General features: G+C 63.9%; 28 protein-coding genes, 1 tRNA gene and 1 riboswitch. Of the genes, 7 read left to right on the top strand and 22 right to left on the bottom strand.

All coding sequences use genetic code 11. From position 1 onward, the window contains the following. Nucleotides 1–13: 13 nt before the first annotated feature. Nucleotides 14–1,603, top strand: a complete 1,590-nt coding sequence (locus tag H7X45_RS12090) for a GMC family oxidoreductase (protein WP_187335103.1) — start codon at nucleotides 14–16, stop codon at nucleotides 1,601–1,603. A gap of 5 nt (nucleotides 1,604–1,608) precedes the next feature. On the opposite strand, the gene H7X45_RS12085 is transcribed toward H7X45_RS12090, so the two are convergent. The 4 genes from H7X45_RS12085 to H7X45_RS12070 form a co-directional block, all read right to left on the bottom strand. Next, complete coding sequence (locus H7X45_RS12085) at nucleotides 1,609–2,427, bottom strand: acyl-CoA thioesterase (protein WP_246449457.1); 819 nt, start codon at nucleotides 2,425–2,427, stop codon at nucleotides 1,609–1,611. A gap of 126 nt (nucleotides 2,428–2,553) precedes the next feature. Next, nucleotides 2,554–2,757: riboswitch (cobalamin riboswitch) on the bottom strand. Between the two features lie 91 nt (nucleotides 2,758–2,848). Continuing rightward, nucleotides 2,849–3,133, bottom strand: a complete 285-nt coding sequence (locus tag H7X45_RS12080; RefSeq protein ID WP_187335102.1) for a DUF167 domain-containing protein — start codon at nucleotides 3,131–3,133, stop codon at nucleotides 2,849–2,851. Between the two features lie 126 nt (nucleotides 3,134–3,259). Then, nucleotides 3,260–5,113, bottom strand: coding sequence for a methyl-accepting chemotaxis protein (locus H7X45_RS12075; protein ID WP_187335101.1), 1,854 nt, complete (start codon nucleotides 5,111–5,113; stop codon nucleotides 3,260–3,262). A 207-nt stretch (nucleotides 5,114–5,320) separates the two neighbouring features. Then, nucleotides 5,321–5,395: transfer RNA gene (locus tag H7X45_RS12070), tRNA-Gly, on the bottom strand. A gap of 211 nt (nucleotides 5,396–5,606) precedes the next feature. Here H7X45_RS12070 and H7X45_RS12065 point away from each other — a divergent pair. Both H7X45_RS12065 and H7X45_RS12060 read left to right on the top strand, forming a co-directional pair. Further along, entirely contained in the window at nucleotides 5,607–6,530 is a 924-nt protein-coding gene (locus H7X45_RS12065; RefSeq protein ID WP_187335100.1) for a tetratricopeptide repeat protein, read from the top strand. Continuing rightward, on the top strand, nucleotides 6,530–7,171 hold the full coding sequence (locus H7X45_RS12060; RefSeq protein ID WP_187335099.1) for an LON peptidase substrate-binding domain-containing protein: 642 nt from the start codon (nucleotides 6,530–6,532) through the stop codon (nucleotides 7,169–7,171). The genes H7X45_RS12065 and H7X45_RS12060 overlap by 1 nt, the downstream gene beginning before the upstream one ends. Before the next feature lie 21 nt (nucleotides 7,172–7,192). Here H7X45_RS12060 and H7X45_RS12055 read toward each other — a convergent pair whose 3' ends face one another. The 7 genes from H7X45_RS12055 to H7X45_RS12025 form a co-directional block, all read right to left on the bottom strand. Further along, nucleotides 7,193–7,813 carry a MarC family protein gene (locus tag H7X45_RS12055; protein WP_187335098.1) on the bottom strand — a complete coding sequence of 207 codons (621 nt, stop codon included), beginning with the start codon at nucleotides 7,811–7,813 and terminating at the stop codon, nucleotides 7,193–7,195. A gap of 1 nt (nucleotide 7,814) precedes the next feature. Continuing rightward, nucleotides 7,815–8,549: a hypothetical protein gene (locus H7X45_RS12050; RefSeq protein WP_187335097.1), complete on the bottom strand. Its 735-nt coding sequence runs from the start codon at nucleotides 8,547–8,549 to the stop codon at nucleotides 7,815–7,817. Continuing rightward, nucleotides 8,546–9,439: a bifunctional methylenetetrahydrofolate dehydrogenase/methenyltetrahydrofolate cyclohydrolase FolD gene (gene folD, locus H7X45_RS12045; RefSeq protein ID WP_187335096.1), complete on the bottom strand. Its 894-nt coding sequence runs from the start codon at nucleotides 9,437–9,439 to the stop codon at nucleotides 8,546–8,548. The genes H7X45_RS12050 and folD overlap by 4 nt, the downstream gene beginning before the upstream one ends. A gap of 3 nt (nucleotides 9,440–9,442) precedes the next feature. After that, nucleotides 9,443–9,751 carry a YggT family protein gene (locus H7X45_RS12040; protein ID WP_187335095.1) on the bottom strand — a complete coding sequence of 103 codons (309 nt, stop codon included), beginning with the start codon at nucleotides 9,749–9,751 and terminating at the stop codon, nucleotides 9,443–9,445. Nucleotides 9,752–9,876: 125 nt separating this feature from the next. Continuing rightward, on the bottom strand, nucleotides 9,877–10,494 hold the full coding sequence (locus tag H7X45_RS12035) for a hypothetical protein (protein WP_187335094.1): 618 nt from the start codon (nucleotides 10,492–10,494) through the stop codon (nucleotides 9,877–9,879). Nucleotides 10,495–10,541: 47 nt separating this feature from the next. After that, entirely contained in the window at nucleotides 10,542–11,447 is a 906-nt protein-coding gene (gene argB, locus H7X45_RS12030) for an acetylglutamate kinase (protein ID WP_187335093.1), read from the bottom strand. Next, complete coding sequence (locus H7X45_RS12025; RefSeq protein ID WP_187335092.1) at nucleotides 11,444–12,097, bottom strand: queuosine precursor transporter; 654 nt, start codon at nucleotides 12,095–12,097, stop codon at nucleotides 11,444–11,446. Before H7X45_RS12025 ends, argB begins: the two co-directional genes overlap by 4 nt. A 113-nt stretch (nucleotides 12,098–12,210) precedes the next feature. On the opposite strand from H7X45_RS12025, the gene H7X45_RS12020 reads away from it, so the two are divergent. After that, nucleotides 12,211–13,530: a NupC/NupG family nucleoside CNT transporter gene (locus H7X45_RS12020; RefSeq protein ID WP_187335091.1), complete on the top strand. Its 1,320-nt coding sequence runs from the start codon at nucleotides 12,211–12,213 to the stop codon at nucleotides 13,528–13,530. Here the strand turns inward: H7X45_RS12020 and H7X45_RS12015 are convergent. From H7X45_RS12015 to H7X45_RS11980, 8 genes are all read right to left on the bottom strand, one after another. Continuing rightward, nucleotides 13,527–14,144, bottom strand: coding sequence for a molybdenum ABC transporter ATP-binding protein (locus tag H7X45_RS12015; protein ID WP_187335090.1), 618 nt, complete (start codon nucleotides 14,142–14,144; stop codon nucleotides 13,527–13,529). The genes H7X45_RS12020 and H7X45_RS12015 overlap by 4 nt on opposite strands. Then, a complete protein-coding gene (modB, locus tag H7X45_RS12010; protein WP_187335089.1) occupies nucleotides 14,134–14,823 on the bottom strand; it encodes a molybdate ABC transporter permease subunit in 690 nt (229 codons plus the stop codon). Before modB ends, H7X45_RS12015 begins: the two co-directional genes overlap by 11 nt. Next, nucleotides 14,823–15,632 carry a molybdate ABC transporter substrate-binding protein gene (modA, locus tag H7X45_RS12005; RefSeq protein WP_246449456.1) on the bottom strand — a complete coding sequence of 270 codons (810 nt, stop codon included), beginning with the start codon at nucleotides 15,630–15,632 and terminating at the stop codon, nucleotides 14,823–14,825. Before modA ends, modB begins: the two co-directional genes overlap by 1 nt. Before the next feature lie 79 nt (nucleotides 15,633–15,711). Next, a complete protein-coding gene (locus H7X45_RS12000) occupies nucleotides 15,712–16,062 on the bottom strand; it encodes a winged helix-turn-helix domain-containing protein (protein WP_187335088.1) in 351 nt (116 codons plus the stop codon). 38 nt (nucleotides 16,063–16,100) lie between these two features. Further along, the gene (locus H7X45_RS11995) at nucleotides 16,101–16,964 is read right to left on the bottom strand and encodes an alpha/beta fold hydrolase (RefSeq protein WP_187335087.1); all 864 of its coding nucleotides are present in this window, start codon (nucleotides 16,962–16,964) and stop codon (nucleotides 16,101–16,103) included. A gap of 3 nt (nucleotides 16,965–16,967) precedes the next feature. Next, entirely contained in the window at nucleotides 16,968–17,162 is a 195-nt protein-coding gene (locus tag H7X45_RS11990; protein WP_187335086.1) for a helix-turn-helix transcriptional regulator, read from the bottom strand. Continuing rightward, a complete protein-coding gene (locus H7X45_RS11985; protein WP_246449455.1) occupies nucleotides 17,159–17,575 on the bottom strand; it encodes a hypothetical protein in 417 nt (138 codons plus the stop codon). Before H7X45_RS11985 ends, H7X45_RS11990 begins: the two co-directional genes overlap by 4 nt. Nucleotides 17,576–17,578: 3 nt before the next feature. Further along, nucleotides 17,579–17,758 (bottom strand): hypothetical protein, encoded by a 180-nt coding sequence (locus H7X45_RS11980; RefSeq protein WP_187335085.1) that lies wholly within the window; start codon nucleotides 17,756–17,758, stop codon nucleotides 17,579–17,581. Nucleotides 17,759–17,959: 201 nt separating this feature from the next. Here H7X45_RS11980 and thrS point away from each other — a divergent pair, with 201 nt between their 5' ends. The 3 genes from thrS (at nucleotide 17,960) to H7X45_RS11965 (ending at nucleotide 21,378) form a co-directional block, all read left to right on the top strand. Then, nucleotides 17,960–19,957 (top strand): threonine--tRNA ligase, encoded by a 1,998-nt coding sequence (thrS, locus tag H7X45_RS11975; RefSeq protein WP_187335084.1) that lies wholly within the window; start codon nucleotides 17,960–17,962, stop codon nucleotides 19,955–19,957. Between the two features lie 120 nt (nucleotides 19,958–20,077). Continuing rightward, nucleotides 20,078–20,611: a translation initiation factor IF-3 gene (infC, locus tag H7X45_RS11970; RefSeq protein WP_187335083.1), complete on the top strand. Its 534-nt coding sequence runs from the start codon at nucleotides 20,078–20,080 to the stop codon at nucleotides 20,609–20,611. Continuing rightward, entirely contained in the window at nucleotides 20,608–21,378 is a 771-nt protein-coding gene (locus H7X45_RS11965; RefSeq protein WP_187335082.1) for a CPBP family glutamic-type intramembrane protease, read from the top strand. The genes infC and H7X45_RS11965 overlap by 4 nt, the downstream gene beginning before the upstream one ends. Nucleotides 21,379–21,382: 4 nt before the next feature. On the opposite strand, the gene msrA is transcribed toward H7X45_RS11965, so the two are convergent. The 3 genes from msrA to pabB all read right to left on the bottom strand — a co-directional run bounded on the left by msrA (nucleotide 21,383) and on the right by pabB (nucleotide 24,128). Then, nucleotides 21,383–22,081, bottom strand: a complete 699-nt coding sequence (msrA, locus tag H7X45_RS11960; RefSeq protein ID WP_187335081.1) for a peptide-methionine (S)-S-oxide reductase MsrA — start codon at nucleotides 22,079–22,081, stop codon at nucleotides 21,383–21,385. Beyond that, nucleotides 22,078–22,236 carry a hypothetical protein gene (locus tag H7X45_RS11955; RefSeq protein ID WP_187335080.1) on the bottom strand — a complete coding sequence of 53 codons (159 nt, stop codon included), beginning with the start codon at nucleotides 22,234–22,236 and terminating at the stop codon, nucleotides 22,078–22,080. The genes msrA and H7X45_RS11955 overlap by 4 nt, the downstream gene beginning before the upstream one ends. A 131-nt stretch (nucleotides 22,237–22,367) precedes the next feature. Next, nucleotides 22,368–24,128: an aminodeoxychorismate synthase component I gene (gene pabB, locus H7X45_RS11950; protein WP_187335079.1), complete on the bottom strand. Its 1,761-nt coding sequence runs from the start codon at nucleotides 24,126–24,128 to the stop codon at nucleotides 22,368–22,370. Nucleotide 24,129: the final 1 nt, after the last annotated feature.

Here is a 24,129-nt window from a genome sequence, read left to right as displayed (position 1 = left end):
GATCGGAAAGCTCATGCAGGAATTTGATGTCATCGTGGTCGGCGGCGGATCGGCCGGAAGCGCCGTTGCGGGACGCCTCAGCGAAGACCCCGCGCGCAGCGTCTGCCTGATCGAGGCGGGCGGCACCAATGACGATTGGCGCGTGAAGACACCGGGCATGATGCCCTTCCTGCCCGACAACACCAATTGGCATTATTCGACGATCCCGCAAAAGGGCCTCAATGGCCGCATGGGCCATCAGCCGCGCGGACGCGGGATGGGCGGCTCCTCCGCGATCAACGCCATGCTCTATATCCGCGGCAATTCCTGGGATTATGACAATTGGGCCGCCATGGGCTGCACCGGCTGGGCCTATGAAGACGTGCTGCCCTATTTCAAACGCAGCGAATCGAACGAGCGCGGCGGCAATGCCTTCCATGGCGGCGACGGGCCGCTGTCGGTTTCCGATCAGCATTCGGTGAACCCTGGCAGCAAGGCGTTCGTGGAAAGCGCGGCCCGGCTTCAGATGCCGCTGAACGAGGATTTCAATGGCGCGCGCCAGGCCGGCTTCGGCATCTACCAGACCACTACCAAGGGCGGCGAACGCTGGACGGCCTCCCGCGCCTATATCGATCCGGTGCGTTCGCGCGAAAACCTCCACGTCCTGACCGGAGCGCTAACCGAAAAACTGATCGTGGAGAACGGCCGCGTTACCGGCGTGCGCATCCAGCGCGGCGGCGAGACGCAAACCTTGCGCGCGCGCGGCGCGGTCGTGCTGTCCGCAGGCGCGTTCGGCAGCCCGCATATTTTGCAGCTGTCGGGCATCGGACCCGCAGAGCACCTGCGCTATCACAGCATCGATGTGGTGCTCGACAAGCCGTCGGTGGGCGAAAATCTGCAGGACCATATCGATTATGTGGCAAGCTTCGAGACGCGCTCGCGCGATTTCATCGGCGATTCGCTGACAGGGACGCTGAAGATGGCCCGCGCCATGGTGGAGCATCGCCTGCGCCGCACCGGCATCATGACCACGCCCTATGCCGAGGCCGGCGGCTTCTGGTCCGCCGATTCGGATGCCCCTGCCCCGCAGATCCAATATCATTTCGTCCCGGCGATGCTGGAAGATCACGGGCGTGAAAAGGTGAAGGGCCACGGATTTTCCTGCCATGCCTGCGTGCTGCGGCCTGAGAGCAAAGGCTCGGTTCGCCTCAAATCGAACGAGCCGGGCGATATGCCCGCCATCGATCCCGCTTTCCTTGAGGACGATCGCGACATCGCATTGCTGCGCGCAGGCGTGCGGCAAATGTACCGCATTTTCGAGACCACGCCGCTGGCCGAATATCAGATGCGCGATCGCCATCCGGTCGATCTCGATGACGACGACGCGCTGGACGAAATGCTGCGCGACCGCTCCGATACCGTCTACCACCCCGTCGGCAGCTGCGCGATGGGGCCGGACGACGCCGATGTGCTGACCCCACGCCTGAAGTTTCGCGGCCTCGAAGGGCTCTACATCGCCGACGCGTCGGTGATGCCGAAGATCGTCAGCGGCAACACCAACGCCCCCTCGATCATGATCGGTGAGCGCTGCGCGGACTTCCTGCGCGAGGATCTGCGCGGCTGAACCGATCAGACCTTGGCCCCTTCGATCGGCTGCGGCCTGCCCTCCCGGTCCACCGCGACCATGGTGAAGCGAGACGTGGCGGCGTGGCGGCGCTCGCCCGTAAGCAGGTTCTCGGCGAGCAGATCGACCCCGATCAGAATGGAACTGCGGCCGACCTCAAGGGGACGCGCCGCCAGCTCTACCATCTCGCCGGACCGGATTTGCGACGCGAAATCGATCCGGTCCGACGATGCCATGACGATGCTGGCCCGCGCACGGCGCGTCGCGGCGACGAAGGCCGCCTTGCCCATCATCTTGAGCGCATCGCCGCCATAGAGCGTGCCGTAATGGCTGGTCTGCTGCGGGAAGACGATGTCGACCATTCGCAGCGTCCCCTCGTCGACCGGGGCTGGGTCCTCGGGCAACGGCGGCAGGGGGAGCCTGCTATCCTCGCCTTTCATCGCCACCAGCGTGAAATGCCCGCGCGTGCACAGCCGCCGCTCGGCCGAGATCGGATCTTCGGCCACCAGCTCGACCGTTACGCCGAGCGAGCTTGTCCCGACGCGAACCACCCGGGCGCTCGCTTCGATCAGTTCGCCGATCCGCGCGGGAGCGGCGAAATCGATCTTTTCCGACGACGCGGTGACGAAAGGGGCCCGCCCGTGACGCGAGGCGGCGAGGAACGCGACCTTGTCCATATGCGCCAGTGCCACGCCGCCGAACAGCGTGCCGTGATGGTTGGCATCGGACGGAAAGATGGTGTCGATCAAGCGGATGACGTCGCCGCCGGTGTGTTCGCGATCGGCCATCGGCGGACAGCCGGGCGTTGTGGTGGTAAGGGTCATTCTTTCTTCATCCCCGAAGATGGCGGGCGGGGATGGGCCGGGCACCGGGCGCCGACGCGGCCATCGGCCAAAGGACCGAGGCTCGCACATGACGCACAAGCGACCAGACCGGACACCCCGCCGGTGGACGTTATGGCGTCGAAGGCAGGTCTCCTGGCTCACGGGTCGACACGGACGGTCCGTCTTCCCGGCGGACGATACCGCCAGTGACATCAATGGACCGCCGCTAACCGCTTACAGTTGCGGGGGCAGCGCCGGTTTTGCACCGGCTTCCCGTCTTAGCTCCGGCGCGACCACAGGGCCGACCGAAGAACCTTGACCATTTCGCTGTCGGCCATGCGGCCCGTCGCCGTCAAGGCTATGGAGATATGTTCCGCCGACGCCCCTTGCACCCGATCCGACTGCGCAAACGCGCGTTCGGTCAGAGCAACCGGATCAGCTTGTTCCGGCTCGTCGTGCCGCGGACCAGTTCCAGCGTCGAAGCGGAGCGCCCGAGCGCTTTGGCGAGCAATTTCAGAACGGCCCGATTGGCTTTGCCGTCCTCGGGCGGCGCGGTGGTTCGCACGGCCAAAACGCCGCCTTCCGCAGGCAATATGATCGCGTCGGCAGAAGCCCCGGGCGAGACGCGTATTTCCAATCCACCCTCGGCGTCGACCAGTGCGAGGATATCCCCCTTCGGCGGCATGGAGGGTTTCGGGCGGGCCATCAGCTTTTGCAAATGAATGCGAAGGGGATAAGCTCCTCGGCGCCTTCGTGGCGGCCGCATGTCCCGCCCGGACTCCGCGAATCGCGAGCCCGGGCGAGCATGACTACATTGCCATCGTTCGGCTGGTTAGAATTCGGACCAGTCGTCCTCATCGACCGCCAGCGCGGTGTTGCCCACGACCTGCGGCGCGGCAGCGGCGGGACGACGCGTCTGAAACTGCTGCTGAGGCTGAGACTGAGCCTTGTTTGCCGCCACCGGCAGGGCCCGCACATTGGCACCGTTCTTCTGCACCCGGAAGCGGCCGATCTGCTGCGACATATTCTGCACTTCTTCGGCAAGGCTGCGTGCCGCCGCCGTGGCCTGCTCCACCATGGCCGCGTTCTGCTGGGTGACGCCGTCCATTTCGCCGACGGCGGTGTTGATCTGCCGCAGACCGGTGGACTGCTGATCGGCGGCATCCGCGATTTCGGAGACGAGCCCGTCGACCTCGGCAATGCGCGCGATGATCGTTTCGAGCGCCTTGCCGGTCTCGCCGACCAGTTCCACGCCGTTTTCGACCTGGCTCGAGGACGCCGTGATCCGCGCCTTCACATCGGTCGCGGCCGCGGCCGACCGCTGGGCGAGCGCGCGCACTTCCGAGGCGACAACCGCAAAGCCCTGTCCGGCATCGCCCGCCCGCGCCGCTTCCACGCCCGCATTGAGCGCCAGCAAATTGGTCTGGAACGCGATGCCGTCGATCACCGAGATGATTTCGACGATCTCGTTCGATGTGCGTTCGATGCTGCCCATCGCCTCCACTGCACTGCGCACCGTCTCGCCGGAGCGTTCCGCTTCGTCTCGCGCGGTGCGCACGGCGCTGTTCGCGCTTTTCGATTTGGCCGCCGTGCTCGCGACGGTGCCGGTGATTTGCTCCAACGCCGCGGCGGTTTCTTCGAGCGATGCGGCCTGCTGCTCCGTCCGCAGCGAAAGATCGTCCGACGCCTGACGGATATCGCTGGCTCCGTCATTGATGCCGGTGGCTGCAAGCGTCAATTGAGACAAGGTGGTCCGCAGCGCTTCCGCCGTTTCGTTGAAGTCGGTCTTCAACTTTTCATAGGCTTCGGGAAAGTCGCCTTCCAGCTGATAGGTCAGATCGCCGCTCGCCAAGGCGGAAAGCCCCTCGCCAAGTGTTTCGGTGGCGTGTGACGCGGCAAGAGCTTTCTCCTGTTCTGCGTGGACCACTGCTTGACGGAAGGTTTCCACCGATCGTGCGATATCGCCGATCTCGTCCTGCTGATCGAGATGCGGAACCTGTGCGCTGCCCTTTTGCGCGGCCAGTCCGCGGATCGTATCGGCGAGCGCACGAACGGGAGCGATAACCTTGGAGGAGACGATCGAGAGCGAGATGACGAAAACGAGCAGCGCCAGCGCCACCAGGCCGATCGTCACATTCCGGCTCAGCAGAGCCGTCGCCGACGCGCCAGCGGCTGTCTTTTCTGCGTTTGCGATCTGCAGCGTAACCAGATCGCCCACCGTGCCGGACACCGGATCGATGCTCTGATACAATTTGTTTTCAACAAAGGAATCCAGCGCCTCCCTGTCTCCGCGCCGCAAGATCTGTTCGAGCTCCGCCACATTTGCGTCGGCCACGCGCATTTCGGCTTCGGCCTCTTCTGCGAGAAGCGCTTCTTCCCCTTCGATCTTGGTGGCCTTGTATCGGCGCCAGTTCGCATCGATCGCCTTGGCGCCAGCGCTTACGGTTTGGGCGGCTTCGGCAAAGCTGATCGTGCCGGCGTGGGCCTTGTGCGACGCATCGACGATATCGACCGCATATTTGTCGCCCACAATCTTCAGGTCGCTCATCGGTTCAACCTGATCCTTGAGGATCGATTGAAGCGCCACGCGTCCGTGGTTCATCTGCCAAAGCGACAGCACCGAAACGAACGTCGTAGCCATCGCCAGCGCAGCAAGACATGCGAAAAGCTTCTTCTTTAAAGTCATGGGATCTCCCTGAGAATCCGGGGGCTGATTCTTCAATTCGATCCGCATAGTTGCGCGGGCGTTAAGGTTATCCTTACAGGCCTGCTTCGCCATCCCGCCCATGCGCGCCGGACAGAGACTGCGCACTATAAGACGCGTCGCCCGGCGAATGCGGCCACGAGCAAGGTAGACGCAGAAGCGCCACGTACCAACGATGTTCGGAAAAACTGGAGCGGGCGAAGGGATTCGAACCCTCGACCCCAACCTTGGCAAGGTTGTGCTCTACCCCTGAGCTACGCCCGCTCTGGCGGCCGGAAGCGATACTTTCCGGCGGGTGGAGGCGGGCTGTTAGCAGCGCTTCGGACAGCCTGCAAGCCCTTTAGCCGTGAAATCGAACATCGGTTGCACTCAGACCCCGGGGGCTTGGCAAGCGCCCGTCGGTTCCCACATGATGCAGGAAGCACGCACCGCCATGCCGGTGCCCTGGAAATGAGCTGAAGAGGAAAGAGCGATTATGGCGAGCGCCGCGCTGACCACCGAAGAACAGAAGGCCGTGGACCAGTTCAGGAACGATGTGGTCGAGCCGTCGATGACGAAGCTCGTCATCCTCGATTTCTGGGCGGAATGGTGCGGACCGTGCAAGCAGCTGGGCCCCGTTCTGGAAAAGGTTGCCGCCGATTATGCGGATCGCGGCGTGAAGCTCGTGAAGATCGATGTCGATGCAAACAACTTCATTGCCTCGCAATTCCAGGTCCGCTCCATCCCCACCGTCTACGCCATCTTTCAAGGGCAGCCGGTCGCAAACCTCACCAATGCTCGCACCGAGGCGCAGCTTGCGCAGACGCTCGACCAGTTGCTCGAGCAATTGCCGATCGAGGGCGGTGCGGAGGATGGGGCCGAAGCGGCGAAGCCCGATTTCGCGCCGGTTCTTGAGGAAGCAGAGCGCCTGCTCGCGGCGGACGAGGCCGAGCAGGCCTATGGCACCTTCGCGTCTATCCTGCAGCAGGATCCCGAGCATGTGGAGGCGATCGGCGGCATGATCCGCGCGCTCGCCGCCGCCGAACGGACCGATGAGGCGCAGGGCCTGTTGTCCCAGCTGCCCGATGAGATGCAGGCCGATCCCGCGATCGAACGCGCCCGCGCTGCGCTGGCCATTGCCGCGGAAAAGCGTGATCCGGCCGAGCTGGAGGCGCTGCGCGCCAAGGTGGAGGCAGCGCCGGACGATCATGACGCGCGTCTCGAACTCGCCAATGCGGAAATGGCCGCGGGCAACCGCGATGCAGCAGCCGATCACCTGCTCCACATCATCCGCGTGGATCGTGAATGGAACGAGGGTGCCGCGCGCACCCGGCTGCTTGCCTTGTTCGAAACCGTGGGGCTGGAAGACCCTTGGACCGCGCAGACCCGCCGCCGTCTCTCGCAGATCCTGTTCAGCTGATGGCCCCTGCCCTTCCGCTTTCCGGCGAGACGCTGCGCTTTGCCATCTTCCCCCTGCCCGGGGCGCTTCTGTTTCCGGGCATGCACCTGCCGCTGCATATTTTTGAGGATCGCTACCGCGCGATGATCAGCGATGCGATGGCGCGGGACCGGCGCATCGGCATGATCCAGCCGCGCGGACCGGGTGAACCGGCACCGCTCTACGAAGTGGGCTGCCTGGGCCGGATCGAGCAGATCGAGGCGCATGATGATGGCCGCTACGATATCCTGCTGGGCGGGCTGAAGCGCTTCACCCTGATCGGGGAGGTGGAGAGCCCCACCCCCTTCCGCCGTGTCGAGGCGCAGCTGTGGGAAGAAAGCGAAGAGGAAGAAGTGCTCAGCAGCATCGAGCGCGCCTCGCTGGAAGGCGAAGCAAAGCGCTTCGCCGAATCGATGGATTACCAGGTCGATTGGGAATCGATCAGCCGTCTGGACGACTATTCGCTCGTCAACGGAGCGGCGCAGGTGGTGCCGTTCGATTCGGCGGCCAAGCAGGCGCTGCTGGAGGCCCGCGGCCTGTCAGAGCGCGCCAGCCTGATCGTGCAACTTCTGCAGTTCTTCGGCGCGCGCGACGGACCGACCGATCCCGCGACGCTGCAATAAACCTGAATAAGCCGCTGCGGTTTAGGCGAAGCTCGCCTTCAGCCCATCCACCACGAACTGCGTCGCCAGCGCGGCGAGGAGCACACCGAGAAGGCGGGTGATCACCGCCTCGATCTTGGCACCGAGGATGCGCATCAACGGTCCCGCCAGCAGCAAAGCGACAAGCGTCAGCAGCAGCACGGACGTCATCGCGACAAGGACGACCGCGGTCTCTTCGAAACCGTTGGAGCGCGCCATCAGCAGCATGATCGTGGCGATCGAGCCCGGCCCGGCGATCATCGGCAGCGCCATCGGGAAGACCGAGACGTCCTCCACCTCCGGCGTTTCCAGAATTTTCTCGGCGCGGTCTTCACGCCGTGTCTGGCGCTTCTCGAACACCATTTCGAGTGCGATGAGGAACAGCATGATGCCGCCCGCGACGCGAAATGCATCGAGGCTGATGCCGAGCGCGCCTAGCAGCTTTTCCCCGAACATGGCGAAGACCAGCAGGATCGCGAGCGAGACGACGATTGCGCGGATCGCCATCGCGCGGCGCTGCGCCGCGCTCGCGGCGCTGGTCAGGCTCGCGTAGATCGGTGCGCAGCCGGGCGGATCGATCACCACGAAAAAGGTGATGAAGGCGGAGACAAACAGTTCGACCATATCAGGCTCCATTCCCCTGCGGCGCGGCGACGCGGTCGTCGATCACCGTCTCGTACCCCGAACCCTGCCACAGATCGACGATGACCTGACGGCTGCCATCGGGCTGCACCATAGCGCGCCAGACGATCGTCCGGTCATCCGACCGGCCTTCGATGCTGTTTGCAGTCGGCGCGGCATTCTGTGTCACAGTGGGCACATCGCCGCGGCAATCACCGATGCGGGTGCGCACGAAATCGGGCTCGGGTCGCGGCGTGGTTAGCGTCGCCTCATGGGTCAGCACCCAGCCCCATTTACCGCTGCGCGTATAGGGACGGTGCCAGATGGTCGTATAATAACCGAAGCTGCCATCCAGACGCTGCATCGCGCCGGTGGTGGCGCCGGTGCGCCCGTCGCAGGACATGACGACTTCATGCGGCTGCCAGCGCATGGCCGCTGCCGGATCGGCGCGCCCGTTCAGCCAGTCCTGCGCCCGCACCAGCTGCGGCACGAACATGACCGCGTCGGCGGCGGCAAAATCGCGCAGCGCAGTCCACTGCCCGTCCTCCCGCGCGGCCTGGCTCAGCGCGATCTGCTCGGCGACGAGCGCGCTGGGACTGGCGGTGCGTTCGAGCTGTGAGCCGTCATAGCCGCGCAGCACGCGCTGGCCGTCCGGTGCCCGCTCGCCGCGCCGCGAACCGGGGCCGCTCGCGCAGGCGGCAAGCCCGGCCAGCAGCATCAGGGTCAGCGCGCGTTTCACAGCCCTTCGGGATCGCCCAGGCCGGCGCGGCGGTGCGCGGCCACCAGGGTGTTGCGGAGCAGACAGGCGATCGTCATCGGCCCGACGCCGCCGGGAACCGGCGTGATCGCGCCGACATGGTCCAGCGCCTCGGCGGTGGCAACATCGCCCACCAGCCGCGTCTTTCCCTCTTCGCTGCCGGGTACGCGGTTGATGCCGACATCGATCACGGTCGCGCCCGGCTTCAGCCAATTCCCGCGCACCATCTCCGCCCGGCCCACGCCGGCGACGACGATGTCTGCGCGGCGCACCACCGCCTCCAGATCGCGCGTGCGGCTATGCGCCATGGTAACGGTGCAATTTTCGCGCAGCAGCAGCTGGGCCATTGGCTTGCCGACGATGTTGGAGCGGCCGATGACCACGGCATCGAGTCCCGAAAGATCGCCCAGCCGGTCTCGCAGCAGCATCAGGCAACCGAGCGGGGTGCACGGCACCATCGCATCTTCGCCCACCGCCAGGCGGCCTGCGTTGACGACATGGAAGCCGTCGACATCCTTGTCCGGATCGATCGCGGCAATCACGGCCTTGTCATCGATATGATCGGGCAGGGGCAGCTGTACGAGGATACCGTCCACCGTCTCGTCCGCGTTAAGCCGCTGAACCAGGCCGATCAGCTCTTCCTGCGATACGTCGTCGTTCAGGCGGTGCTCGAAGCTTTCCATGCCCGCCTCGCGCGTCGCCTTGCCCTTGGAGCGGACATAGACGGCGCTGGCCGGGTCTTCCCCCACCAATACCACGGCGAGACCGGGCGCGCGGCCCGCATGGTCCCGAAACGCGGGCACGAGCGCGCCCACGCGCGCGCGCAGGTCAGCGGCAAAAGCCTTGCCGTCGATCAGGCGATCGGATGTCATGCGTCAAGCTCCGCTGGCAATGGAACTGGCGATGCCTTCGAGGATGATCATCAGCACGCGCAGTCCGAAGATCAGCACGATCGGCGAGAAGTCGATCATGCCCGTATCCGGCATGATCCGGCGGATCGGGCGCAGCACGGGGTCGAGGATCATATTCAGCGATTGATAGATCGCGGACACGAACTGGTTGGACATGCTGACCACGTTGAACGCGATCAGCAGGCTGAGGACGAACTGAACGATGACGACCGTGATCAGGATGCTGGAAAGCAGCCCGAGGATCTGGATTAGGATTCCCAAGAAGGTAAGCATGGCGACTCCGCTGGATTGCGCCCGCCACTAGGCGAGGCCCGCGGCGGCATCAACTGTTTTAGCGAGGTAAGACGCCTTGACGCGCCGTCAAGGCTGCGTCCGCAAACTCCGCGTTCGCAGGAGGCTCAATCGACGCGCTTCAGGTCTGCCGAATAGATATGCCAACGGAGCTGCTCGGCCGTCGCGCCCGGCACATCGTCCACGCGGCGCAAAATAACGGGTCCTTGCAGCTTGTAATTTCCGCCTGATTTCAGTGTGCCGGTGATGGTCGTCGGCGCGGTGTAATAGAGGCTGCCAGCCGCGCCCTCCATCCGGCCGTTCGGCATTGCGACGGTGATGGTGTCATAGGGCGCGAAGCTCTCGGCATATTGCTGCTGGCTCATGCCGCTGCGTTTTCCGTCCTCACCGAACTGCGCCCACGCCTTGGCGAACTGCTTCTGCTCCAGCGCGGTGCCCCAGAACAGCAGCACATTGCGCGCGCCTTTTTCGCCCTTTTCGGCTGCCGGTCCCAGCTCAGCGGGCGCCATATCGGCCGGACTGCTCGCCTCTTCGGCGGAGGATGCGGGCTGAGGCGTCGCTGCCGGTGAAGGTTGCGGGGTGGGCAGGGTTGCTGACGTCGGCATCTCCGCCGTCTGCGGCGTTTCCGAGGCATCCTTTGCGGGCTGCTCGACCGTCCCGGAATTGCACGCTGCGAGCATAAGGGGGGCAAGGAGGAAAATGGCGCGCACGGAAAAACTCCACATCAGAACATGCTTGCGCCATCAACCCATGCGCAGCGCACGATGTTCCCTCAGCCCGCCGCCTCGCTTAGCCGGATCAGCGTACCGGCACCGCGGCGGGTGAACATTTCGATCAGCATCGCATGCGGCACCCGACCGTCCAGGATGACAGCGGCGTCCACTCCGCCTTCGACTGCCTGCACGCAGGTTTCGAGCTTCGGAATCATGCCGCCCGAGATCACGCCCTGATCGGTCAGCTTTCCGATCTGCGACGGATTTAGATCGGTGAGCAACTGCTTATCCGCATCGAGAACGCCGGCAACATCCGTCAGAAGGAACAATCGCGCCGCCTCCAGCGCGCCGGCGATGGCGCCCGCCATGGTGTCCGCGTTGATATTGTAGCTATGGCCGTCTTCGCCCGCACCGATCGGCGCGATCACCGGGATCATGCCGGCACCGGTCAGTGTATCGACGATGGTACGATCGATCTTCGAAGGTTCACCCACGAAACCGAGATCGACCACCCGTTCGATATTGCTGTCGGGATCGCGCGTGGTGCGGGACAGCTTGGTTGCGGTAACGAGGTTTGCGTCTTTGCCGGACAGGCCCACCGCCTTGCCGCCCGCCGCGTTGATCCAGCCGACCAACTGCTTGTTGATCGCGCCGGACAGCACCATTTCGGCAATCTCCGCGGTCGCGGCATCGGTGACGCGCAAGCCATCGACGAACTCGCTCTCCACGCCGGTGCGTTTCAGCATCGCGCCGATCTGAGGGCCGCCGCCATGCACCACCACCGGATTGATGCCGACCGCCTTCAGCAGCACCACATCCTCGGCAAAGGCGCGCGCCAGATCGGCATCGCCCATCGCGTGGCCGCCATATTTCACCACGAAGGTACGGCCGGCATAGGCCTGCAAATAGGGCAGCGCCTCGGCCAGCGTTTCGGCCTTTTGCAGCATCGCGCGATCGTGCGTCATAGAAGAGGCTTTCCATCGAGCCAGCGGCCCAGCTTCACCGCGCCGACAATCAGAAACGGCACCACGACGATCGACAACGTCACCTTGGCCAGCATCTGGCCGAGCAGCAGCTCCCAGATGGGAAACACGCCGTAGAAAGCGATCGTGATGAATAGCAATGTGTCCACGATCTGGCTGAGCGCGCTGCCCACCGCGCCGCGGAAGGCCAGAAAGCGGCTGCCCTCTCGCCCTCGCAGGGCGCTGAAGATAGTGACGTTCAGGAATTGCGAGATGCCGTAGGCGATAATGCCGGCCACCATCAGCCGCGGGCTTTGCCCCAGGATCAGCTGAAAGCCTTCCAGCCGCGCCGGGTCCATATCCTTCGCAGCCGGGAGGCCGAGGACGAGCAGGATCAGCAGCATCGATCCGACGAGCGGCGCAAAGCCGATCAGGACGAGGCGGTTCGCCGCCTTGCGCCCGTGCAGTTCGGCCACCGCGCTGGACAGGACGACCAGCAGCAAAAAGCCGAAGATGCCCGCCTCCACGGCAAGCGGCCCCAGGGCCACCTGCTTGTTGCCCAGCACGCCGGACAGCACGGTCATGCCGCCGTAGAACAGCGCGAAGACGAACAGTGACAGCGGCATCAGCCGCGAACCGGCGGGTGTTTCCATGAAGCCGCTGCTAGCGGCAGAATGGCCGCGCCCGCAAGCGCGTCCTTGCGTTTATGTCACGAAACCGCAAAGACGGCGCACGGAGCGAAGCGGCGAAGGGGCCCCTCGAATCGATGCGCATATTCTATAGCCTGTGCGGGATCGCGCTGATCCTGCTCATCGCCTTTGCGCTGTCGTCCAACCGCCGCGCGATCCGTCTGCGCGTCGTGGGCGCCGCATTCGCATTGCAGGCCGGCTTTGCCGCGCTGGTGCTGTACGTACCGTGGGGCAATGACGTGCTGCAGTTCCTGGCGCGCGGCGTTTCCAACCTGCTGGGCTATGCGGAGGCGGGCACACAGTTCCTGTTCGGCCCGCTCGCCGCGCCGGAAATCGGCGGCAACAGCTTCGCCATCGCGGCGCTTCCGGTGATCATCTTCTTCGCCTCGCTGATTTCCGTGCTCTATTATCTGAAAGTGATGCAGTTCGTGATCCGCTGGATCGGCGGCGCGCTGGAACGCGTTACCGGCATCAGTAAGGTGGAAAGCCTGTGCGCGGCGGCGAACATCTTCGTCGGGCAGAGCGAATCGCCGCTCGTCATCCGCCCCTATCTCGCCAATCTTAGTCCGCAGCAGCTGTTCACGGTGATGAGCGTCGGCATGGCGGGCGTCGCCGGCACGATCCTCGCTGCTTACGCCGCCATGGGCATTCGCATCGACTATCTGCTCGCCGCCGCCTTTATGAGCGCGCCGGGCGGCATCTTGATGGCCAAGATGATGATGCCGGACGAGCTGAAGCCCAGCCACAAGCCGATGACGCTGCGCGATCCGCATCGCGAGAAATCGGAGCTGACCGACGGCACCGATCTGCCCCGCGGGCACCCCGATGCGGTCGCCACCACCACCGAAGTGGAAGCCGCGCCGATCGAGGAGGAGCGTGCGGAAAACATCATCATGGCCGCCAGCCAAGGCGCGCAGACGGGTGTGAAGCTGGCCGTGGCCGTGGGTGCCATGGTGCTTGCCTTCGTTGCACTCGTGGCGCTGGCGAACGGCATCCTCGGCGGAATCGGCGACTGGTTCGGCATTGCCGACCTCACCTTCCAGCGTATTATCGGCTATATCTTTTCGCCCATCATGTTCCTGATCGGCGTGCCGTGGGACGAGGCGATCCGCGCCGGCGGGCTGTTCGGCGAGAAAATCGTGCTGAACGAATTCGTCGCCTTCATCAGCCTGGGGAACGAGAGCGGGCTTTCCGCCCCCACCGTCGCCATCGTCACCTTCGCGCTGTGCGGCTTTGCCAATTTCAGCTCGATCGCGATCCAGATGGCGGTGACCGGCAGCCTTGCGCCGAACCAGCGACCTGTCATCGCGCGGCTGGGCATCAAGGCGCTGCTCGCCGGATCACTCAGCAATCTGATGAGCGCGGCGCTGGCAGGACTTTTCCTCGGCCTCGGCTAACCCATTTCGATGATATGATCGGCAAGGCGCTCGACCTCGCTGCGATCATGGCTGACGTAGAGGACCGGCAGTTTCAGATCGTCGCGTATGCGCTCGATCACCCGCATGATCTCCTCCCTGCGCGCGCCGTCCAGACTGGCGAGCGGTTCGTCCATCAGCAGGAAGCGCGGCGCGGACAACAGTGCCCGGCCGATCGCGACGCGCTGCGCCTCTCCGCCCGAAAGGCTGCGCGGCCAGCGGCCCAGCAGATGTTCGATCCCTAGAAATTCAATAGTCCGCTCGAAACTGATCCAGCGTTCGGGAACCGCGGTGAGTTTTTCGCCGTAACGCAGATTGGCCGCCACGCGCTTATGCGGAAACAGCCGCGCATCCTGAAAGACGTATCCGGCGCGCCGGCGCTCGGGCGGCAGATCGGTCGCCTCATCGAACAAGGTCTCACCCGCCACGACGATCCTCCCGTGCGACGGCTTCAGCAACCCGGCGACCATGTTCAGAACGCTCGATTTGCCCGCGCCGGAAGGGCCGAACAGTGCGGTGAGGCCGGGTCCGGTGGCGAAGCGCGCGGCCACGGTCCGGCCTTCGAACCGGCATGTGGCATCAACGTCAAAAGACATGGCCGCTCCGCTGTCCGCGTCGCGCAAGCGCTTCGGATGCGATCAGAGCGCCGAGCGACAGCGCGATCGAGATAAGCGCGAGCCGTAGTACCTCCGCCTCCGCGCCGGGCACCTGCAGCGCCGAATAGATGGCGAGCGGCAGCGTGCGCGTTTCGCCCGGAATATTGGAGACGAAGGTGATGGTCGCGCCAAACTCGCCGATCGAGCGGGCGAAACCGAGGATCGTGCCCGCCAAGATGCCTGGAAAGCACAGCGGCAGGCTGATCGTGAAAAAGGCGTGGATGCGTGAGGCACCCAGCGTGCGCGCGGCCCCCTCCAGCCGCCGGTCGATCTGTTCGATCGAGAGGCGAATCGCGCGGACCATCAGCGGCAGCGCCATCACGGCGGCGGCGATGGCCGCGCCCGTCCAACGGAAGATGACGGTGACGCCGAACCAGCTTTCCAGCCAGCGGCCCACCGGCCCATCCGCTCCGAATGCGATAAGCAGCAACCAGCCGATCACCACCGGCGGCAGTACCAGCGGCAGATGCACCAGCGCATCGAGCAGGAAACGGCCCGGAAATCGCCCGCGGGCGAGAACCCAGGCCAGCGCGAAGGCGGCCGGCAGCGTCGCGGCCATCGCGGTCAGGCTGACCTTGAGCGACAGCGCCACCACGCCCCATTCGGCTGCGCTCAGCATCAGGGCGCGGTAAAGCCGTAGCGGCGGAAGATTGCCTGCCCCTCTGGCGAAAGCAGAAAGCCGCGAAACGCAGCAGCATCTTTCGATCGAGAGCTGTTCAATTGCGCCAGCGGGTAGACGATCGGCGGATGCGAGGCGGCGGGAAAAGTTGCGACGACACGCACCTTGTCCGACGCGGCGGCATCGGTGCCGTAGACCACGCCCGCCGCCGCAGCCCCGCGCTCCACAAATGCCAGGGCAGCGCGCACATTCTCGGCGCGCACGATATCAGGGGAAACCGCATTCCACTGCCCGAGGCTCTCCAGCGCGGCCTTGCCATATTTCCCCGCGGGCACTGCGTCGGGATCTGCCATGGCGAGCTTGCCGTCCCCCAGCGCCAGCGACAGATCGCCGCCCGGACTCCAGGTAAGATCGCTGCTACGCGGGACGACCAGCACGATGCTGTTACCGACGAAATTCGCTCGGCTTGTCGGATCGATCAGGCCGCGTGCTTCGACATGGTTCATCCAGTCCCGATCGGCGGATAGGAACAGGTCCGCCGGTGCGCGCGCATCGATCTGCCGCGCGAGCGCGGACGTTGCGGCAAAGGAGAGCGTCGGCCTTGCATGCCCTTCAGCCGCCCACGCATCTGCCGCGGCCTCCAGCGATTCCTGAAGGCTTGAGGCGGCGAGGACGAGGGGCGGGCCGTCATCGATAGGGGCGCGCTCATTCGCTTCCTGTGGCGTGGGTTGCCCGCAAGCCGTGAGCAGGCCCAGCATCAGCAGCAGGCAAAAGGCCGCCACGGCGTATTTCCACGACGTGGCCATCATCACTCGACCTGCTGCCAACCGTCCGGCCCCTTCTCGCTATATATCGCCAGATACAGCAACACGGTGCGATGGAAAGGGTTCAATCCTCTTTGGCCAGCAGCGCTTGCAGGCGCGCGGCGGCTGCACCTTCGCCCAGCGCGGCCAGTTCCGTTTCAAGCGCACGGTAATGGGCCAGCACCTGCCGCCCCAGATCGGTAAGGCGCGCGCCCGAACGCCCACCGACCACCGTTTCGACCAGCGGCTCCTTCCAGCTTCGATTCATCACATCCACCAGCAGCCATCCGCGCCGATAGCTCATGCCAAGCTTGCGCGCGGCAGCGGAGATCGAGCCGGTTTCGGCGATCGCGTCCAGCAGATCCGCCTTGCCCGGCCCGATCGCGATCTCCTCGCCAAGATAAAGCTGCGCCTTGAGCTTGAGCTTCCGGGTCATGGGGGAAGCTTAGGACACCCAGCGCCCCCGCGCACCCCTCACCGTGCGACAGAACCCGTCAGCGCTTTGCCAACTTCCTCCGTGAAGCGATCGGGTTGATCGAACATGATAAAGTGGCGACTGTCGGCGACGGGCACAAACCGGGTATCCGGCAGGCTGGCATAGGCGCCTTCGAACAACACCTTCGCACGCGCCTCGGGCACATAGTCGTTCACAGCATAGAGCACCGTGACGGGAATGGTGATCCTGGCAATGTCGCCGCGCAGATCGCTCGTCATCAGGCGGTGCACCGCATCTGCCATCGCATCGCGATCGCTTTGCCTTGACCATTCCACGATCCGCTTCTGCCCCTCTTCCGATGCGGAAAGCATCGCCGCGGTGCGTGCTTGACCAGCCGCGAAGGTAGCCGCGTCCATGGCGCGCATCTGCGCCGCGAGCGCGTCTGCGGCGGGTTTCATTGCCGTGGGCGTGGCATTCGCGTTCATGATGAGCGAATAGAAGGGCAGTGCATCGACGACAATCAGCCGCGATAGAAGCGCCGAATGGCCGGACGCCACCTTCATTCCCACGAAACCACCGAGCGAATGGCCGATCAGCGCGGGTCGCTCCAGCCCCGCGCACGAAATATAGCGGACGATCTCATCCTCGGCCGTATCGATAGCGCCTGCCTGTTCGGCAGGCCGTCCCGCGAAACCCGCAAGCGTGATGCGATGAAAGCGAAACCGGTCTTTCAGTGCTTCGACCAACCCGTCGTAAGTTGCGGGTGAGGACGCCAGACCAGGCACGAGAATCACATCCGGTCCCGTACCTTCCACCGCGAAGCTCGGACAATTTTCCGCCGCTACCGGGGTGGCAAATAGAAGCGTCGCGACGACGGCGAGCGCACGATACATCATTTTCATTGTTCAGTTTCCTGTCGAGAAAATCTCTTCGATCGCCAGCTCAAACAGAGCCGCAATCTTGAAGGCCAGCGGGAGGGAGGGGTCGTAGCGGCCGGTTTCGATGGCGTTCACGCTCTGGCGTGAAATTTCCAGCCGCTCGGCCAGATCGCTCTGGGTCCAGTCCCGCTCGGCGCGCAGGACCTTGAGGCGGTTTTTCATTTCACATTGCCCCACGCACCGTGTGTCAGCCGGTTTACGCACGCGCCAAGGCCGAAGCCGCCGAACCAGAGGATCGCGACCCAGTACGCATCGACATGCGGTACCAGCTCGAAATTCTCGAGAAAGCCCCAGATCGTTGCGATCGACAGCGCGAAGCCGGTGCCGATCATCACCTGACGCACCATCAGCATGCGGATGAATTCGTCCTCGGTCTCGACGATCAGCATAGCGATCGCCCAGAAAGCGCCGATGATGGCAAGGCCGGGCAGAAGCGCCAACACCCAGGTGACCGGACCGCTGACCAGATCGCGTTCGATCAAATATTCCCCAGCAAACAGCGAGAGAAGGTAGATCGCCATCGCAGTCGATAGACGCCGCAGATAGCGGCGTGCCGGGGCTTTCGACGCGGCCACCGCTCAGGCGCCTCGGCGCAGAAGGCCGCAGCGCCGCGCGCGCGCCAACGAGGTGACCGCAAGTGCCGCGAAGGCGATGATCAGGGTTCGCCCCGCATCGCCGTCGATCCAGTTCATGCGCGCGAAGAAAGCGATGACAAGGATGGCGAGGCCCCAAGGCAAGGCAGATTTCCAGTTCGTCATGCGTAAAGCTCCATATCCATAAGGTATGGCTTGCTTTACATTCTGATCCGATGCCGTGTCAAGCGTCCTTTTCATTTTGACAAGGTCTCTTAGTCCCCGCTGAGCATTCGCGTCTCTGCGCTACCCGTAGACGACTTCCCATGTTGCGCCCGCCTCTCTATCTAGGCCGCAGTTTTCACCAGCGAGACGAGCCCCTTTTCCATGTCCGAGATGATCAAGATCACCCTGCCCGACGGTTCCGCGCGCGAAGTAGAGCGCGGGACTACGCCGGCGGACGTGGCCGCGGCAATCGGACCGGGGCTCGCCAAGGCGGCGATTGCGGCCAAGGTGAACGGAGAAATGCGCGACATCGGCCGTCCGATCGAGGAAGATGCGGAGCTCGCGCTCGTCACCAGCCGCGATGTCGATGAGGCGCTGGAGCTGGCGCGTCACGATTACGCGCATGTGCTGGCCGAGGCGGTGCAGAACCTGTTCCCCGGCACGCAGATCACCTTTGGTCCGGCGACCGACGACGGCTTTTATTACGACTTCGCCCCGCCTGCCGATCACGGCCAGTTCACCGAAGAGGATCTGCCGCGAATCGAAGAGGAGATGCGCCGCCTGATCGCCGCGGATACCCCGCTGGTGCGCGAAGTCTGGACCCGCCAGCAGTTGATCCAGTGGTTCGAGGATCATGGGGAGACGTTCAAGGCCGAGTGGGCCGGCGAGCTGCCCGAGGGCGAGGAACTGACGGTTTACCGGGCGGGCGACTGGCTCGATATGTGCCGCGGTCCGCATCTGGCGAGCACCGGCAAACTGGCGCCGGACGCGTTCAAGCTTACCCGCGTTTCGGGCGCCTATTGGCGCGGCGACCAGAAGAACGCCATGCTGAGCCGCATCTACGGCACGGGCTGGCTCGACCGGAAGCAGCTGAAACAGCATCTCATCCGCCTCGAGGAAGCGGCCAAGCGCGACCACCGCAAGCTGGGCCGCGAGATGGACCTGTTCCATCTGCAGGAAGAGGCGCATGGCAGCGTCTTCTGGCACCCCAAGGGCTATCGCATCTGGCGCGAGCTGGAGGCCTATATGCGCCGCGCCATGGACGGTGCGGGCTACCGCGAGATCAAGACCCCGCAGCTGATGGACGCGCGCCAGTGGGAGCAGTCCGGCCATTGGGGTAAATATCGCGAGAACATGTTCGTGATCCCCGATGAAGTGCCGAACACCGAGGACGAAGGCTCGCTGGTCAGCGACGATGCGCAGTGGATGGCATTGAAGCCCATGAACTGCCCGGCCCATGTGCTGGTCTTCAAGCAGGGCATCAAATCCTATCGCGATCTTCCGCTGCGCCTGGGCGAAATGGGCTGCTGCCATCGCAATGAGCCGCATGGCGCACTGCACGGCCTGATGCGCGTGCGCCAGTTCACGCAGGACGATGCGCACATCTTCTGCACCGAAGACCAGATCGTCGGCGAGGTCCGAAAATTCTGCGAGCTGGCCGACCGCGTCTACCGTGATTTCGGCTTCACCTATTCGATCAAGCTGGCGCTGCGCCCCGAACAGCGCTTCGGTTCGGACGCCGATTGGGACAAGGCCGAAGACGAGCTGCGCAACGCGGTTGTCGAGGCAGGCCTCGCCACCGAAGACTATGGCTGGGAAGAGCTGCCTGGCGAAGGCGCTTTCTATGCGCCCAAGCTGGAATGGCATCTGACCGATGCGATCGGGCGGACCTGGCAGGTCGGCACGATCCAGTCCGACCGCGTGCTGCCCGATCGTCTGGACGCCAGCTATATCGGCGAGGACGGCGAGAAGCATCGCCCGGTGATGCTCCACCGCGCCATCTTCGGCTCCTACGAGCGCTTCATCGGCATCCTGATCGAGCATTTTGCGGGCAAGCTGCCGACCTGGCTTGCCCCGGTGCAGGCGGTGGTCGCCACCATCGTGTCCGACGCGGACGATTATGCGAAAGATGTTGCCGAGAAACTGCGCGCTGCGGGACTGCGCGTGGAGACGGACCTGCGTAACGAAAAGATCAACTACAAGGTGCGCGAGCATTCGCTGGCAAAGGTTCCGAACCTGCTCGTCGTCGGCAAACGCGAGGCGGAGGAGGGCACGGTAGCCCTGCGCGTTCTGGGCAGCGACGAACATCAGAAGGTGCTGAGCCTGGACGATGTCATCGCGCGGCTCTCTGGCGAGGCGAAGGCACCAGATCTTAACTGACGAGTTGGATAGAGCGCGTCCTTGAAGGGCGCGCTCACCCGCCCCCTTTCGCAATCGCGCGAAGACCACTATATTAAACTGACCAACAGAATCTCAGGAGACCTTGCTATAGCTGCCCCCATGTCCCGGCGTTCGATGACGCCCCCGCCCAAGAGCGGACCGCGCTTCAACCAGTTTATCCAGTCGGACACCGTTCGCGTGATCGATGGCGAGGGCGAAAACCTCGGCGTCATGGATACGCGCGACGCAATCCGGGAAGCAGCCGCAGTAGGTCTCGATCTGGTCGAGGTCTCGCCCAATGCCGATCCGCCGGTCGCGAAGTTCCTGGACGTGGGCAAGTACAAGTACGAGGCCCAGAAAAAGGCCAACGCCCAGCGCAAGACGCAGAAGACGCAGGACATCAAAGAGATCAAGATGCGTCCGAACATCGATGAGCACGATTATCAGGTGAAGCTGAAGAACGTCGTCAAGTTCATCGACAATGGCGACAAGGTGAAGGTAACCATCCGCTTCCGCGGGCGCGAAATGGCCCATCAGGAACTCGGCATGGAGCTGCTCCAGAAATTGTCCGAGGACATGAAGGAAGCCGCCAAGATCGAGGCGATGCCCCGCATGGAAGGCCGTCAGATGCTCATGGTGATGAGCCCCAAATGAGCGATCGGCGCGGTTCAGAGGACCGCGCCGCCTTAGGGCGCTTCCGCCTTTATCTAAGCCTGCTCAGTGTGGCCGGGCTTATAAGCCTGGTTGGTTTGCCCGTCGAGACACTGGTGGGCGGCGAGCTGCCTGCGCCCATATGGGCGGTGCGGCTACTGATCCTGATCCAGCCGGCGGTCCTGCTCGCCGGCGCGCTTCTGCTGGGTTTCTGGCTTACCCCCAAACTCGGTCTAGACGCCCCGGCCATTCGGGCCGCTGCCGAGCGGCGACCGGTATTGCCGATCCTTTTGCGCCAGATCGGCCCGGCCGTTCTCGCCGCGCTCATCGTGGCGGCTATTCTTATTCTCTATCAAAATCTCGTCATGCCGCGCCTCGCTGGCGGCGAATTTGAAGGCTTGGCCGATTTCGCACCCCCGGCCTACACGCGCCTGCTTTATGGCGGCATTGCCGAGGAAGTGCTGACCCGATGGGGCCTCGTCAGCCTGTTCGCTTTTATCGGCCTGAAATTGACGCGGCGCGCCGGACCGCCCGGCAGGGCCGTCTTGTCCAGCGCCGTCCTGATCGCGGCACTGCTGTTTGCTCTCGGCCATCTTCCGATCTTGCTGGGCATGACAGGCGCGCCCCCCGCCTGGCTGGTCGCGACGGTCATAGCGGGCAATCTGGTGCCCGGACTGTTATTTGGATGGCTGTTCGTTTCGCGGGGGCTGGAAGCCGCCATGATGGCGCATGCCGGGGCTCACGCTCTGGCGATGCTGGGCGGCGCCTGACGAATCAAGCCGACGGCTTGGCCGAATAGACGCCCGGCCAGATCCTCTTCAGCGCGCTTACCTTCGGCGCATCCCAGCGAACGATGTAGGGGTGACCTGGGTTCTTCTTCGCGAAGTTCTGATGATATTCCTCAGCCATGTAAAATGGCTGAGCAGTCTCGATCTCGGTTGCGATCGGTCTGGAATAGACACCCGCCTTGTCGAGCTGCGCGATATAGGTCTTGGCCACGCGAAGCTGCTCGTTCGACTGGGGCACGATCATACTGCGATATTGCGTGCCATGATCGGGTAACTGCTGATTGACCTGCGTCGGATCGTGCGCAACCGAAAAGAAGATGCGCAGCAACTGGTCGTAACGGATTTTAGCCGGATCATAAGTAATCTTCACCGATTCGGCATGGCCTGTATCTCCGCGGCCGATGCGCTCGTAATTCGCGGTAGCCTTGCTGCCACCGGCATATCCGTCGACAACCTTTTTAACGCCCGCGACATGCTCAAAAACGGCTTCAAGCCCCCAGAAACAACCGCCAGCGAACACCGCCGTTTTCAATCCCGACTCGCTGGAACGCAAGGCCGCCTGGGGAATGTGCTGACCTTCGGCCGCATGCGCGACGCTGATCAGTCCGCCATTACCGGGCGAAAAGCTCAGCGCGGCGCCCGCGAGCGCGGCGGATCCGGCGATCAAGACGAGTGTTTTTTTCATGACTGCTCCAAAGCCGTTGACGGTGCATGCTGTGCGTAGCTGGAAATTTCCGCATCCGGTGTCGGCAAGGTAACCATGGCAACCGCGCCGAGCGCAAACCCGCCGCTGAGGCTCCAGAAAAGATCGGATCGAAAGATTTTTTTCAGCTTGAGCATGGGAGCTGCCCTTATCCTTGGCTTTCTTGTTATATTTTATCGCTGACCGGACGGACAGACATGTCCGCCAAGTGCTACGCCACTGTAGACGGCACTGCTTAGCGCATCGTGAATGTGGTTGTTGTCGCTTGTTAATTTGTGGGGATCAGCCGCGCGGAAACAAGACCGCGAAGACTATTGCCGCACAAAAATCCATGGGCCAGATCGTCCGGCCTCAGGTCCGCCTCAATCGCCTGCCCGGTCTCGATTAGCTCGGCACGCAGGACGCCAGGCAGCAGACCCCGTGCAAGTGGCGGGGTATGGTAGACACCGTCTTTCTCTACGAAGACATTGCTGTAGCTGCCTTCGGTGAGAAATCCCGCCGCATCGGTAAACAAAATCTCGTCGCAACCGCCATGGGCCTTTCGCGGCGCATCATAGAACGCCCGGTCACTGGTCTTGTGGGACAGGCGAAAATCCTCCGGCCCCACCGGAAGAGGGGCAAGTGCTACCATCCAGCCTGCTTCCGGATGCAACGGCGCGGGCCGCACCTCGATCGCGCTCGCGCCCGACCGTGCGAGCATCAGCCGCACTTTTGAAGGTTGGGTCAGATGGAAGGTCGCCGCGTGCAAATCGTTGCGCACAGCATGGCGATCGCATTCGAAGCCGAGCTGCCGCGCGCTCTCCTTCAGCCGCTCCAGATGCCGCTCGATCCGGATCAGCCCCGCACGCGGATCGAAGGCCATGGTCTCGATCAAATCGAATTGCCGGTCCACGCGCGCAAATTCCCCCTTGGCCAGACATTCGGCCCATTCCTTACCGGCGACGCTGTCCGCCACCACCCCTGATCCAAGGCCGAGTGAAACCGACCCACTGCCCGCTTGCAAGTGCAAAGTCCGGATGGCGACGTTGAACGCCGCATCGCCATTGGCATCGATCCTGCCGATTGCGCCGCAATAAGGCCCGCGCGGGCTTTTCTCCAGACCGTCTATCACTTCCATCGCCCGGATTTTCGGCGCGCCGGTGATCGAGCCGCAGGGGAACAGCTTTTCGATAAGGTCCACCGCATCGCTGTCCGGCGCGATTTGACCGTGCACCCCGGACACCATTTGATGGACGGTCGGATAGCTTTCCACGGCAAATAGCGGACCGGCCAGGACGCTACCAGGCATGCAAACGCGCGATAGATCGTTGCGCAGCAGATCGACGATCATCAGATTTTCCGCGCGCTGCTTGGGATCGGCGGCAAGATCGCGCGCTGCCGCAGCGTCGGCGCGGGCATCCACCTGCCGGGCGGCGGTGCCTTTCATCGGCTTGGCCCGCACCTTGTCGCCCTTCAGCGAAAAGAACAGCTCGGGCGAGAAGCTCAGCAGCCAGTCCGCGCCGTCATGCACCAGCGCGCCATAACCGGCAGCACCCCGGCTCCTCAGCGCCGCGAACAAGGCGCGCGGATCGCCGGAAAAAGCCGCCTTGCTGCGGAAGGTCAGGTTTACCTGATACACATCGCCCGCCCGGATGAGGTCGAGCGCCGCACCGAAGGCCGCATCATATTCTGCGCGGCTCCATTCGGGCGTCCAATCGCCAAGCCATGCGCCGCCGGGATCGGCATGATGCGCCGAATCGAAATGCTCCCAATTATCGAACAGTCCGAACCAGGCCAGCGGACTCGGCCTGCGGGAGGGCATGCGTACGGCAAGCGCGGGTTCCATCGCGAGGCCCGCCTCATAGGCCAGATAACCCGCCACATGCAGGCCATCGGCCCGCGCACCGCGCAATGTCTTCATTAGCGTCGGCAGCTCATGGGGCTCATCCGCCCGGATGATCCGCACCGGATTGCGATAGAGCCGTGCAGGCGTCCCATCCGGCCGCGCATCGTCCAACAGGACGAAGGGCTGGCCGGACGGCGGCAGCATG

Origin of the sequence: Novosphingopyxis iocasae, from assembly GCF_014334095.1 — a bacterium.
GTDB lineage: Bacteria > Pseudomonadota > Alphaproteobacteria > Sphingomonadales > Sphingomonadaceae > Novosphingopyxis > Novosphingopyxis iocasae.
Note: the sequence above shows the minus strand (reverse complement) of the source record. Positions and strands in the feature narration are given on the sequence as shown.